This is a genomic window from Vibrio sp. 10N.286.51.B11, assembly GCF_041469245.1.
In the GTDB taxonomy this organism is placed as follows: domain Bacteria; phylum Pseudomonadota; class Gammaproteobacteria; order Enterobacterales; family Vibrionaceae; genus Vibrio; species Vibrio crassostreae_C.
On the sequence record NZ_JBFRKI010000007.1, the window covers coordinates 186,275 to 200,074 of the forward strand.

Genomic DNA, 13,800 nt, shown 5'->3' on the forward strand with positions numbered 1-13,800 from the left:
CTATTGCTTAGGATATTTTTGCTTACTCGCTTCTAGCCAGTCGTGAATCACTTGGCGAGCGGATTCCGACGGAGGTGCATTTCGTTTTCCGCAGATTTGGTCTATTTCAAAAGGAAATGCTTTGCTCGGGACGCGGCGTAAGCCTATGGTTAAACGCTGAGGCTTGAGCATGCGGAACACCACATAACGATCGCTCATGATTCGGTTGTGATACACGCCAATACAGTGCTTCTGCTCGATGCCTTCGTGTTCAAGGTCGTAATAATCCGTGAGCGGATGAATGTTGTCATTGCCAAGTAAAGGAACGGGATAAGGGATGTCTTTATCCATTGGGCAGTTACCCTCCAAGCGTCGTAATTGGCGTTGCTCCGTCCAGCGGTCATGCAGTTGCTCAAACATCGCAAAAGAGTTCTGACTGGTAATCGCGCGCAGTGGATCATCCATCTCCAAATCTTGCCCTAGCAATATCGCATCTTGGAACATCGCCATCTTCGACGGTGCGTTAAGTCTGCCCTCTTCCACCATTGCAATCCCTAGCCTGCTACCAGTTAGAAATGGATGAACTTGGTCCAAACGCAGGGCTGTGTATCCAACTTTTGAGTAATGCTTAAACTTAAGAACTCGTCTTTGCAGCGGTTCGAGAATACGAACAATGTGGTCGAGTTCATCACCAACATTGTAATGAAGCTCTAGCTTGTCGATGAATTTGAGTGTCGCCTTGCTGCCGTCTAAGCCCAACTTGGTAAGGATCTTCTTCTGCCCTAAGCGACTTAGTGCCAGTGCTTTCTTGTTGTCGACACTGTATTTCATGCAGATCAAAGCCAAAATAACAGGCCTTAATTCAAGCAATTGCGCGGCTTCATAAGTATTCGCAGCAAGCCACAACATCTGGTATTGGTATTCTGGAAAGTCGTCGGTGATTTCACGATAACGCGCAGGTAATGAATTTAGCCAACGACCATTCACGTCAAACTGTTCAACAAGGTTGAGGCTCAGCCCAATGCCTCCATCAAGCGGTCGTCTACCATCTTCAAACACATGAAAGCCGACGAGCTTTTGAGACCAGTCTCGGATCTCAATATCGTAGTCGAAACCTAATGTTCGAGTGGGAATGGTTAGTAGTGCTGTCATTGATGCCTCTTCGTTATTGGCGCATTGAACTATCAAGCCTATCTAACAGCATAAGCTAGCGCTTCAACCACTATATCAACCTTTTGTAAATTTCTTACCAATCAAAGCGATATAAATACGATAGTGCTTAGAAGAACATTGAATGATGATTTTACGGAATATGAGATCTCTTCGATATCATTTGCGTCAACAGAAACTATGCTTGTTACATAACTCACAACAAGAGGCTTTAATTATGGATTACCGACATATTCTGGTCGCACTTGAACTGTCTGACGACACCAAGATTCTCATTGATAGAGCGACCTTCTTCGCTGATAAACTGGAGGCTGGCATTTCATTTGTTTATATCGATGGTACGCATGGAGAAATTTATCCAGAGCTCGTTGATATTCAGGGAAATGACGGTGATTTACCCATCAATGAAGATGCCGTTAAGCATTTGAAAGAGTTTGAAGCCTACGCCAAACACCCAATCAAGCACATTTTCGTGGGAACGGGTGATTTGAACGATAAGCTCAAAAATGCCATCGAAGCAAACGGCGTTGACCTATTGCTGTGCGGCCATCACCATGATTTTTTGCATAAGCTCATCTCCCATTCTAAACAGATCATCGATACTTCCCCTATCGATATTCTCGTTGTTCCTATGGAATAGAAGCTCCAGTTCGACACTCAAAAATAACCGGCTTTGCCAACCTCTATCGGTATTATTGGTTGGCTTGATATCCTCTTCAACACACTCATCCTGACCGAAATCTCCTATTTCCCACTTAGAGTAGTCATTTGTGATCTTGTCAGCCTATCAACTCGTAAGCGTCTAATAATTAACAAATCACGTCATTTCGATTTGAATCAACGTACTGAAATGTACGACCCAGACCATGCCTTCATCAATCAATGGACAGGCGGTAACGCAGTCACAACAAGCCTCACAAACCAGGACGCATTATGAAATTTAAAACGGTACGACTTGTATTAGGTGACCAACTCAACATTGAGCATTCATGGTTTAGACAGGTTAACGATGACGTTATTTACATCATTGCTGAGCTAAAACAAGAAACAGATTATGTTGCCTCTCACGTTCAAAAAGTGGCCGCGTTTTTCTGTGCGATGGGTTACTTCGCTAACGAACTCAAAGAACAAGGTCATCAAGTACTCCACCTTACTCTTGACGACACAACGCAATTTGAAAACCTAGACACACTTTTAAAGCACTATGTACACGAATTCGGCGCAGAGAAATTCGAATATCAAAGGCCAGATGAATATCGCCTTTTAGAGCAGATGAACAAGCTCAAGCTCACCAATGCGACCAAAGGTTGTTGTGATACAGAACACTTCCTCTTTCCATTCGAAGAGATCGAACAACAGTTTCCGAAAGACAAACACATCATGATGGAGCACTTCTATCGCCGAATGAGAAAGCGTTTCGACATTTTTTTAGAAGACGGAAAGCCCGTTGGCGGCAAATGGAATTACGACGCGAACAATCGAAAGAAACTCAAGAAACAAGACATCGAAAACCTGCCTCAGCCGCTAATGTTTACCAATGACATAACCGACATTTTGCAGCGTATCGAGCACCACCAAGTGCAAACTATTGGTCAAGTCGGTAACCAGTTACTATGGCCGGTGAACCGCGCACAAAGCTTGTCTCTACTCGCTCATTTCTGCCAAGTCTGCTTGCCGTTATTTGGGCAGTTTCAAGATGCGATGACGACAGAGCACGACTCTAAATGGAGCTTGTATCATAGCCGTATCTCGTTCTCGCTGAACAGTAAACTGCTGAGCCCTAAAGAAGTGATTGATGCAGCACTGTCGGCCTACCAAGCATCCTGTCTTCGAGACAGCTCACCAGATAAGCCAAGCATCGATATTGCACAGGTCGAAGGATTTGTACGCCAAATACTGGGGTGGCGAGAGTACATACGCGCCGTCTATTGGGCAAACATGCCTGCTTACGCCAACAAAAACCATTACTCAGCACATAATAACCTGCCCCATTACTTTTGGGACGGACAAACCAAGATGAACTGCATGAAGCATGCGATTGACCAGTCTCTTGAGTTTGCTTACGCGCACCACATCCAAAGGTTAATGATCACTGGCAACTTCTGTTTAATCACGGGTATAGACCCTGACCAAGTCGACAGTTGGTACCTCGGTATTTACGTCGACGCGATTGAGTGGGTTGAAATGCCAAATACGCGAGGTATGGCACTGTTTGCGGATGGCGGGATCGTAGGAACCAAACCATACTCTGCCAGCGGTTCCTATATCAACCGCATGAGTGACTACTGCAAAGGCTGTCACTACAAGATAAAAGAACGCAGCGGCGAGCAATCTTGCCCTTTCAATAGCTTGTATTGGCGCTTTATGGACCAGCACCGCGATGCGTTAAACCGCAACCCACGTATGGGCATGTTATATCGCTCTTGGGACAACATGGATGAGCAATCACAACAAGCGATTCTCGATACTGCTGAACAACGAATCACAAACTTGGAGAACTTATAATGGTGGAGCAACTCAGATTACACATATTGGTGGTCGGTGGGAGCGGCGGTATTGGTTTCGCTGTGGTTAAACACCTATTATCTGAGCTCTCTCGGTTTGATTTTCTTGATGTGCATGTAGACGCGACTTACCACTCTCAACAGCCGGAACTAGAAAACAATCGCTTGACCTGGCACAAAGTCGACGCGACCAATGAAGCTGATATCAAGCGTTTGAGTTCTGAGTTTGAACAACTTGATTGGTTGATCAACTGCGTGGGTATGCTCCACACTCCAGATCTTGGACCGGAGAAAAACTTGTCGTCCATCGACCCTGATTTTTTCCTCAAAAACATCTCTGTGAACACCCTACCGAGCTTATTATTGGCAAAGCACTTCACGCCGATTCTTAGAGCGAGTGACAATCCAAAATTTGCTGTGGTATCCGCAAAAGTAGGTAGTATTTCAGACAACAGATTAGGCGGTTGGTATAGCTACCGCTCATCGAAAGCAGCCCTAAATATGTTCATCAAAACCATGTCGATCGAATGGCAACGCACCATTAAGAAAGGCACCGTGTTGGCTCTGCACCCGGGCACGACAGACACAGCTCTGTCGAAGCCTTTTCAGACCAATGTCCCTGAAGGTAAGTTGTTTGAGTCAAGCTATGTCGCCCATCAGTTGGTCGATATTATTCGCACTGCCACACCGGATAACAGTGGGCACTTCTACGCTTACGATGGTGAACAGTTAAATTGGTAGTTGATACGAGTGTCCGTCTTTCATTAGTGCTAAAAAAGAAAACCCAACAGAGTTGAAGCTCCATTGGGTTTTTATTTAGAAAGAACGCCTCTGTTTTAAAAGGCGTTTGGTTGATATCTAGCTAAAGATCAAAACTGATCATCACGATTATTCAGCCCAATTGAACTTAGTATCGTCAACACCTTCTTTCTCTTCTTTAGCTCGCTCGCGTCGATGTTGTTCTTCAATTCGCGCAGCGTCTATCTCTTGCATGATGGCTTCGATATCAGCCAAGTCGTCGGTTTCCGTAAACTCACCCGTCAGTTTGCTGTCTGGCTTCAAGTCGCCTTTCTCGTACAGCGCCCACATTTCCTTGGCATACTCGGTTTTTGCCAGTTCAGGAGCAAACTGAGCGTAATAGTCACGGATGTTATTGATGTCACGAGCCAGCATCCACTCAGCGTTGTTGTTAGCCGAAGCGTCAACCGCTTGTGGTAGGTCGATAATTACTGGACCGTACTCATCCACCAATACGTTGAACTCAGACAAGTCACCATGGATCAAACCAACACACAGCATTTTAACTACGTAAGTCATCATCACGGCGTGGTCTTCGATCGCTTGCTCTGCTGACATCACCACATCGTTCAAACGTGGTGCAACGTAACCCTCATCGTCAGTGACCAGCTCCATAAGCAGTACGCCATCAAAGCAACCATAAGGGACAGGCACACGAACACCCGCTTCTGCCAGTTTATATAAGGCATCCACTTCAGCACTTTGCCAAACCTTTTCTTGTTGTTCACGACCAAAGCCAGAGCCTTTTTCCATCGCTCGAGCGCGGCGGCTATTTCGGACTTTTCGGCCTTCACGATACGCGGTCGCTTTTTTGAAGCTGCGTTGGCTTATTTCCTTATATACCTTGGCACAACGGATCGTATCGCCGCAGCGCACAATGTACACCGATGCTTCTTTGCCACTCATGAGTTGGCTTGTCACCTCGTCGACTAAACCGTCGTCAACTAAAGGCTGTATTCTTTTAGGTATCTTCATGCCGCCTTTATACATCACTTATCTTACAGATAGAAATATTAACTTGAGAAATGAATGACGAAACGATTAAAGGATCATCAAAATTACGACAAAGGAAGGAAATATTGGAGTTAACGGGTTTAGATCATGAGGATTGACCTGATCTATTCAGATTATGGGACTAAGACTTATTACGACGACAACGTTCAGAACAGTAGATCACGTCATCCCAACAGCGCTGCCATTTTTTACGCCATGCGAAAGGCTTTTGGCAAACAGGACATATCTTAGTCGGTAAATGGGGTTTCTTGTGCATGGCCGTTCCCTTCTTGAAGCATCCACTTCCTGCGTTTACTAGAGATTCCCTATTACGCTCGTACCTCGCTTTAGGGAATGACGAAGGTAATGCGAACAAATCTAGATTCCCTATTACGTTCGTACCTCGCTTTAGAGAATGACGAAGGCAATACGAACAAAGCCTAGTTCTCTATGACGTTCGTTCCTGACTTTAAGGAGTGACTGCGTAGTGATTTGTGACTACTCCCGACTCCGTCATCCTCGAGAAGGAGGAACGACTGAGTCGGGGATCTGCTTCATCTAGCTCTGCTTCTATTTCTGCACTGATGGAATAGAGCTATACGCTAAGCGACAACCTTGTACTGCTTCTCCATCTCACTCACACCTAAACCAGAGTGTTTTGTCACTTTAAGCTGTACGGGTACTCGCTCTTTCAGTGCTTCAACGTGGCTAATGACACCGATCATCTTGCCTGATGCATTCAAGTTATCTAACGCGTTAAGGGCAATGTCCAATGTGTCACTATCCAACGTGCCGAAACCTTCATCTAAGAACAGAGAATCAATACTGGTTTTGTAGCTCACAAGATCAGATAGCGCTAATGCCAACGCCAAGCTCACCAAGAAGCTTTCGCCACCTGATAAAGTCTTTGTATCACGCATCACATCGCCCTGCCATGTGTCGAGCACTTGCAGTTCTAAACCATCGTCGGCTTTACGTTTAAGCTCGTAACGACCATGCAAACGTTGTAGCTGCTTGTTCGCAAGGTACACCAAGTTTTCCAATGTTAAACCTTGGGCAAACTTACGGAACTTGTCGCCGTTCTTAGAGCCAATAAGTGAGTTCAAACGAGAGATATCATCAAACTCGACTTGTTGCTCATCAATTTGCTTAAACAGATCTTGCTGATTACTGCGGTTCTGGCTATCCGTTTCAAGATTGGCAGAAATTGCACCGATCTTGGTCGCATGGCTTTGCTGTGCGTTTTGACACTCAGTAGTCGCTTCTTCAACTTGCTGTTGGTCTTGCTCTTGCCATGCTTTCGCATTTTCGTGATTTAGTAGATCCACTTGTGTCGCTTTGGCGGCGTTCAACCTAGCTTGCGCACTGACAATCGCTTCGTCTAAAGACTTCTTCAGGCTTTGAAGTTGAGTTCTAACCTCTTCATCTAACAACGCTGCTTCAAAATTAGCCTCATCTTCGAACGGGCTAGTTTTCAGCGCTTCTAACCAAGCATTCGACGCTTGTGTGTAGCTCGATTGCTTACTGACTAACTCGTCCGAGAAACCAGTGTGTTTGGTTTGCTCGGTTCGATGTTCAAGTTCGCTGCGGTTAAGCACTAACTGCGCGGCATCAAATGCATTTACTGCTTCAGTGACTCTTTGCTTCATCGCATTGCTGGTGGCTTGAATGTCTTTGTCACCAAACAACTCTGTTCTTTCAGCCGTTACACGAGTGAATTCTGACACTAAAGACTCACTCTGTTGCGTCAGTGTCGCGAGCTCTTTCTCAACACTGCTTAGCTTGTCGTCTAACGTTTTCAATTCGGCATTTTGAGTAATCAGTTGCTTCTCAATATCGGCCTGTTGCTGTTTGGTTTGCTGCCATGTGCTTGATGCTTGCGATTTCGCAGTAAACCAATCATCGATATGCTCAAGTTCAGGTGCTTCGATAGAAGTTTGAACAATGCTCTCTTTCAAAGCGTTCCATTGCTGGCCTTTCGCTTGAGCTATTTGAGTCACTTGCTCGTTTGCGACTTGGTTTTGCTTATTCAAATCAGCTAAGCGTTGCTCGGCCAACTCGAGATTAGACTGCGCCTTGTCAGCCATAACACTTACAGACAGGCGTTGTTTCTCAGCTTCAGCGTAATGCGCTTTAGCATCACCCAACGCTTTGAGTTGCTGCGCGCTCTGACTTAGTTGAAGTTCACACTGCTGAGCAAAGGTCGCGACTGTAGCTTCATTGCCTAAATCGTTAATCGTTAGCAGTGCCAGTTCAGGAGCCGTGCCAACGAAATCCGATAAGCTCTGTTGAAGCTTGCCGACAACGCCTTGCCAATTCAGCTGAGCTTGTTGAATATCCGCTTGCGCACGTTGAATGTCATCGTTAAGCGCCACAATCACAAGGGTAAGAGAATCTAACTGCTGACGATGCTCTTGGCCTTCTTTCTGAATCGCTGCTAATTCTTGTTCCTCAAGCTCTTTCTGGGCATTCAAATCCTTCGAACTTTGTGATTGTTCGATCGCATGGTCTGTTGAACCACACAATGGACAATCCATACCTGGCTTCAATGACGCTCGGTATTTCGCAAGGTCACCTTCTTGATCAATTAAGCGAACTAAACGTTCAAGTGAGGTCTTTTTTTCTTGGTATCGCAGAAGCAACACTTCACGCTCTTTCGAAAGCTTGTCGACCAACTGGGTGTTGGTTTGATGTGCCTGTGTTTTTGCGTGCAGCTGTTGTTGGGCATTTAGGAAACTACGATTGATCTCGAGTAATGAGTGCGTATTGCGATTCCAAAACTCCAACAGATCTTTTTGCGAATTCAACACTTGCTCGCTAGTGTTGCCTTGCAAGGCTTCCCACTGTTGCTTTGCACTACTCTCGAGAACAACCAATTCAGCTAAAGTTTTATCTTGCGTTGCTTTAGCATCTTGCGCGGATTTGATGATCGTTTGCTGTGCATCAACTGCAGACAAAGCTTGCTTCGCTGAATTCAACTGCTCTGAATGCTGGCGCTCTAGAGTACGAACTTGCTCGACCTTTGCTTGCCACTGACCTAGGTATTTTTCCAGATGTTGGTCAGCTTGATGCGTATTTAGATACTCAGTGCTGAGTTGATCTTGTTGCTTCAGTGCATCTGTTTTTTGGACTAAAACAACCTGTTGATTGCGCTGCTGCGTATGTTGCTCGTTAAGCGTATTCGCTGCATTAACGGCCGCAGTTTGTTTATCTTTGAGTACGACGATTTGGTTATCTAGCGGACGCACCAGATCGATGATCTTCTCTTGATCTTGTTGCTCGGTTTTTACCTGTTCGACAATCGCACTGCTTTGCGTCAGTTTAGTTTGCGCGTCTTGCTTTTCTGCATCACGAACGGCAAGTAACTTGGTGCTGTTATCTAGGTGAGCTTGAGTAGTGTTCACCTCTTGTTCGCAACGCCTTAAATCTTTGTGCATTGGGCGCAGCTTTTCAGCCGGCTCACTGTTTGCCAAGCGCTCTAATGAAGGTTGGTTACGGCCTAGTTCATCTTGAGCGGTTTTAAGATCGCGCTCACTGGTCGCAATAGTTCGCTCAGCTTTGGTCACGTCTTTCCACCAGCTTAGATGCGCTTGCCACTCTTTTAATTGCTCGGCTAAACGCTTCTGCTCGGCTTCTAGCGTTTCACGCTCTGCGGTCAGCTCTTGGACTTGCTCTTCAGACAGTAAGCTCACCCCTTCAGCTTTCGCTTTAAGGTAATTAAGCGACTCTTCACTCGACTTAAAATGATCGTAAATGCGCTCTGAGATCAGGCTATACACTTCGGTACCCGTCAGCTCTTCTAGTAGCTCTGCACGATCGTTGGCATTGGCATTTAAGAACGCCGCAAACTCACCCTGAGACAGCATGATCGATTTAGTAAAGCGTGAGAAATCGAGGCCCGTGACCTGCTCCACCAACTTGATCTTCTTAGTGAGCATGGTCTCTAACACTTTATCTGTGTCGGCATCTGCAAATTCACAGGTCGGCGTTTGCAGTGCGCCATCATGTTTGCCACGTGCGCGCTTTTGGTGGAAGTTAGAGCGGTACGTTTTACCCTGCACTTCAAATTCAAGCTCAGCAAAGCACTCGCCCGTACCACGAGTCATTAATTCATTATTACCTTTAGCAATGCTTTTCAAACGCGGTGTGCGATGGAAAAGTGCCAAGCAAATCGCATCAAGAATGGTGGTTTTACCCGCCCCAGTTGGACCAGTAATTGCGAACAGACCGTTTTCTGCAAACGGCGATTGGGTAAAATCGAGCTTCCAACGCCCTTTCAAAGAGTTCAGGTTTTCAAATTCTAGGCTTAAAATCTTCATACTGGTTACTCTTCTACTTTATTTGGTGTTTGAGCGCTTTCAGACACTTCAACCATCACTTGTTTAAACTTCACCGTCATTCGCTCTAAACGTGCTTTTTCAGAATCGGTTTCAAACTCTTCTAAGGCAATACGCTTCGTAAACACGTCCATCGGGCTCAGTTCAGATAAGGTCTCTGCCGACTCTTGCTCTAATGCTTGATTACGACGCTCTCTTGCTCGGCGCAGTTGAAGTACTTCCACATTCAATCCTTCGGTCAGTGCGCGCATACGTTCTTGTAGATCCGACAAGTAATCTTGCGCTTGCACTTCTATCGATAACCATACGCTTTGGTCGCTATCTAAACCTATGTATTGGTTAAGCTGAGATTCGATCTCGCTCAAGTCGCCTTTGATTTCAGCTAGAGGTTGGAATGTGGGAACAGGCAGTTGAGAAATGGTGCGCTCACCTTCAACAAACTCAACCACACACACTTGTTTTTGAGACTTAAGTTCATCAAAACTTAGTGGGATTGGAGAGCCTGAATAACGAATGTATTCACGCTTTGCCACCACTTGTGGGCGGTGGATATGACCAAGTGCAATATAGTCTGCGTCTGGGAAGCCATCAGCGGCAAAACCATCAAGGTTGCCGACATAGATATCACGTACCGAATCCGATTGTTGAACACCCATCGCAGTTAAGTGGCCGGTAGCGATGATCGGCATGTGCTCGCTGTTTGCAAACGTCGCGCGCTTAGCAACCGCCGCATCATAAACACTTTGATAATGCTGTTTGATTGCATCGCCGAGTTGCTTCTGACGCTCAACGCCAGTGACACCCGCCTGGCTCATCAACACATCGCGAGGGCGAATAAAAGGAATGGCACAAACCAGCGCTTCTACATCGCCGTTCTTACCTTTTAGTTCGACAACCTGAGTCGCATGATCTTCATTGGTGTTCGGAATTACGTCTGCGCCCATGTACTTCAGTAATTGCTGTGTCTCCTTCAACACAGACACCGAGTCATGGTTACCACCTAATAACACCAATTGGCAACCGATCTTGTTCGAATCGACCACAAACTTGTTATACATCTCACGAGCGTAACTCGGCGGTGTACTGGTATCGAAAATATCGCCAGCAACAATGATCGCGTCGATGTCGTGCTCTGTAACTTGCTCAAGTAACCATTGTAAAAACCGTTCATGTTCATTCTTGCGGCTTTTATTGTAGAAGTTTTGGCCAAGGTGCCAATCGGACGTGTGAAGAATCTTCATTGCTGCTCACTGGAAGTCTGTAATACCTTTAATCTACCAAAATAGTCGAGATAATTCCCTTTTATAAGCTTGTGAAAACCAACTAATTTCAGGCTTTGGACCAACTCCGCCCATAGCGTGACCAATCGTTATTTTTGACATAAAAAAACCGCTCAACGTTAGAGCGGTTTTAGGTGTCCATAGCTTTAGCTTTAAGCTATTTCACAGAGGTCGTCAAAAATTGTACGAAGCGCCCAGAGTTACTGTGCTAAACGCTACATCACGGCTTTCGGGCCGAAGAATTCGATATTTACTGCATCTGCTTGTGAGATTAAACGTAAGGTTAGGCTTTCTACTGGCGTGTATTCAACACCTATACCAAAATGGAAGCCTAATTACGCGCAGCTAGACAATCAAAGATATTGCAATAGATGCCATGATCACGCCAACGACAAATTCCAACACCTTCCACGCTCTCGGGTTCTTAAACATTGGAGCCAAGAAGCGAGCGCCATATCCAAGTGAAAAGAAGAACACGAATGACGCCGATACCGCCCCAGCGCCAAACAACATTTGATCCGGTTGATATTGAGTTGAGATAGACCCCAGCAATACCACAGTATCCAAATACACATGCGGGTTAAGCCAAGTGAACGCCAAACACATCGCAATCGCTTTGGTTAATGAGTCTTTAGTTTCTGCCGTGGCTTCTAAGGCGTGGTTTTCGGTAAATGCTGATCGGAAGCTTAAGAATGAATAGACACCCAAAAAGATAGCGCCACCATAACGGGCGAACTGCTCAATTTGTGGGAACTGCTTAACGATTGCGCCAAAGCCCGTCACGCCAAAGCTAATCAGTAAGGCGTCAGAAATGGCACATACAGCACAAACTGCCAATACGTGTTGGTTCTTAAGCCCTTGCTTTAAAACAAACGCATTTTGAGAGCCAATCGCAAGAATCAGCGAAAGGCCAAGGGAGAAACCTGCAAAGTAAGTCGACATCTAAGGCTAGTCTCTTAACGCAACTCAATACTCATAAACTGGCTGTGCGGGTCTAACACATAATCAGCAAAGGGTTCACAGTATCCGAAGCCAAACTTTTCATACAGGTTACGCGCAGCCTTAAAGTAGTCTTCTGAGCCGGTCTCTAAACTGATTGTTTGATACTGGCGGGCGGTTGCTGTATCCAATACGTGCTGTAAAAGTTGGCTGGCAACACCTGACTTTCGTGCAAACTGTGAGGTTCTCATCGATTTGAGTTCAGCGTGTTGGGTATTTAGCTCTTTAATGGCAACACACCCAAGTAGTTGGCTGTCTTTCCAAGCACTGAAAAAAGTAATCTCTGGTGACTTGAGCCCATCTAGATCCAGTGCATGAACGCTTTCGGCTGGCGAAGTGGCGTACATATCAGCGAGGTGCTCTTCAAGTAATTCAATGACTTCCCCACCCGACAAGTCATCCACCTTAATTTCTATTGAAGCACTGCTTTCCAATGCTGTTCTATTTTCCATTGAACCCTGTGCATTTATTGCTGATGTCATTGTTTCAACTCTCCTTGTTTAGTTCGCTTATTTAGCTTGAGTGATTTGGTTTTTATCAACAGCCCACTTTCCTGAATTGTTTCCTTTTCAAGAACTCGGTTTGAATCAGTAAAATTACTGATTAATCATAAAATTATAAATGTCACTCTGGGTTTACCTAGATACCATATTTTTCCTATCTCGTCTCGTGATAAAAGCGTTCCGCAAAGCCCGTATGGTCGCTGCATTGAGGGAGCAACACCTGTTTTAGTTAACGAATAAGTAGTCAGGGCAAAGTGAATAGCGATGACACGCGTACTGATGTTGTTGGCAGCTTAAACATCCCTTTAAACGGTCTCATTTAAAACGACCATAAGTTAGAAAATAAAACGCTTTCATTGATCGAATATTTGATTGCGATTTTCCAATTTCGGTATATGATGCGCCACCCTAATTTTTCAGCTTATGCTGCAGGCAAATATGTCCGCCAACGCACTCTATACCGACCTATCCGGTTACTATGATTTAATGTGTGTAGATATTGACTACCAAGCGCAAAGTAACTGCGTACGTAGACTCCATCAAATCTTTGGAAGTGAAGGAAAAACACACCTCGACTTAGCTTGTGGCACTGGCCCACACGTTCGTCATTTTATTGATTTCGGTTACCAAAGCGGTGGCCTAGATCTTAACAAGCCGATGTTAGATATCGCAGAAGTTCGCTGCCCGGAAGCCAAGTTCTCAGTACAAAACATGAGTAACTTTGAGGTCACGGAACCACTCGATCTTATCACTTGCTTCCTGTATTCCATCCATTACAACGATGGCCTTGAGAAACTTAAAGAGTGTATTGAAAGTGTGCATCGTGCGTTAAAGCCAGAAGGTATTTTCTGTTTTAACGTGGTTGATAAAGACAAGATCAGCAACGACCTGTTTGTTAGACACACAACAAACCAAGACAAAGACGATTTCACGTTCCGTTCTGGTTGGTATTACTCTGGTCAGGGTGATAAGCAAGCGCTAAAGCTTAGCATCGAAAAGACGACTGCTGGTGAAACTCAAGTGTGGAATGATGAACACCCAATGGTGGCATTCTCGTTTAAAGAGTTAATCGAGATATTGAAGCCCTACTTCGAGGTTAATATCTTCGAGCACGATTACGACAAGCTGATTCCTTGGGATACTCAGTCCGGTAATGCGCTGATCACATGTGTCAAAATCTAGATTAATAGATAAACGGCAAATTAAACCAAATCTATAGATCAAAAAAGAACCCACA

Annotated in this window: 11 protein-coding genes and 1 pseudogene; 4 read left to right on the forward strand and 8 right to left on the reverse strand. The window is 45.2% G+C overall.

Translation table 11 applies throughout. The features are described 5' to 3' along the window. Complete coding sequence (locus AB4154_RS03605) at positions 1 to 1,131, reverse strand: PcfJ domain-containing protein (RefSeq protein ID WP_017059201.1); 1,131 nt, start codon at positions 1,129 to 1,131, stop codon at positions 1 to 3. A 235-nt stretch (positions 1,132 to 1,366) separates the two neighbouring features. Here AB4154_RS03605 and AB4154_RS03610 point away from each other — a divergent pair, with 235 nt between their 5' ends. From AB4154_RS03610 to AB4154_RS03620, 3 genes are all read left to right on the forward strand, one after another. Next, positions 1,367 to 1,789: a universal stress protein gene (locus AB4154_RS03610; RefSeq protein ID WP_372122206.1), complete on the forward strand. Its 423-nt coding sequence runs from the start codon at positions 1,367 to 1,369 to the stop codon at positions 1,787 to 1,789. Between the two features lie 293 nt (positions 1,790 to 2,082). Next, a complete protein-coding gene (locus tag AB4154_RS03615; protein WP_372122207.1) occupies positions 2,083 to 3,654 on the forward strand; it encodes a cryptochrome/photolyase family protein in 1,572 nt (523 codons plus the stop codon). Then, on the forward strand, positions 3,654 to 4,394 hold the full coding sequence (locus AB4154_RS03620; RefSeq protein ID WP_017070716.1) for an SDR family oxidoreductase: 741 nt from the start codon (positions 3,654 to 3,656) through the stop codon (positions 4,392 to 4,394). Before AB4154_RS03615 ends, AB4154_RS03620 begins: the two co-directional genes overlap by 1 nt. A gap of 147 nt (positions 4,395 to 4,541) precedes the next feature. Here AB4154_RS03620 and AB4154_RS03625 read toward each other — a convergent pair whose 3' ends face one another. The 7 genes and pseudogenes from AB4154_RS03625 to AB4154_RS03655 form a co-directional block, all read right to left on the reverse strand. After that, positions 4,542 to 5,426 carry a PA4780 family RIO1-like protein kinase gene (locus AB4154_RS03625; RefSeq protein ID WP_029235559.1) on the reverse strand — a complete coding sequence of 295 codons (885 nt, stop codon included), beginning with the start codon at positions 5,424 to 5,426 and terminating at the stop codon, positions 4,542 to 4,544. Between the two features lie 160 nt (positions 5,427 to 5,586). Then, positions 5,587 to 5,721 (reverse strand): DUF2256 domain-containing protein, encoded by a 135-nt coding sequence (locus AB4154_RS03630; protein WP_081324519.1) that lies wholly within the window; start codon positions 5,719 to 5,721, stop codon positions 5,587 to 5,589. 325 nt (positions 5,722 to 6,046) lie between these two features. After that, on the reverse strand, positions 6,047 to 9,763 hold the full coding sequence (locus AB4154_RS03635; RefSeq protein ID WP_372122209.1) for an AAA family ATPase: 3,717 nt from the start codon (positions 9,761 to 9,763) through the stop codon (positions 6,047 to 6,049). 5 nt (positions 9,764 to 9,768) lie between these two features. Beyond that, a complete protein-coding gene (gene sbcD / locus AB4154_RS03640) occupies positions 9,769 to 11,022 on the reverse strand; it encodes an exonuclease subunit SbcD (protein ID WP_372122211.1) in 1,254 nt (417 codons plus the stop codon). Between the two features lie 213 nt (positions 11,023 to 11,235). Next, positions 11,236 to 11,393 (reverse strand): annotated as a pseudogene (locus AB4154_RS03645) (porin family protein); the annotation flags it as partial. 13 nt (positions 11,394 to 11,406) lie between these two features. Then, a complete protein-coding gene (locus AB4154_RS03650; protein WP_017059193.1) occupies positions 11,407 to 12,003 on the reverse strand; it encodes a LysE/ArgO family amino acid transporter in 597 nt (198 codons plus the stop codon). Between the two features lie 14 nt (positions 12,004 to 12,017). Next, positions 12,018 to 12,542, reverse strand: a complete 525-nt coding sequence (locus AB4154_RS03655; protein WP_017059192.1) for a GNAT family N-acetyltransferase — start codon at positions 12,540 to 12,542, stop codon at positions 12,018 to 12,020. Positions 12,543 to 13,001: 459 nt separating this feature from the next. Between AB4154_RS03655 and AB4154_RS03660 the strand changes: the two genes are divergently transcribed. Beyond that, on the forward strand, positions 13,002 to 13,745 hold the full coding sequence (locus AB4154_RS03660) for a class I SAM-dependent methyltransferase (protein ID WP_372122213.1): 744 nt from the start codon (positions 13,002 to 13,004) through the stop codon (positions 13,743 to 13,745). The last annotated feature ends 55 nt before the right edge of the window (positions 13,746 to 13,800 follow it).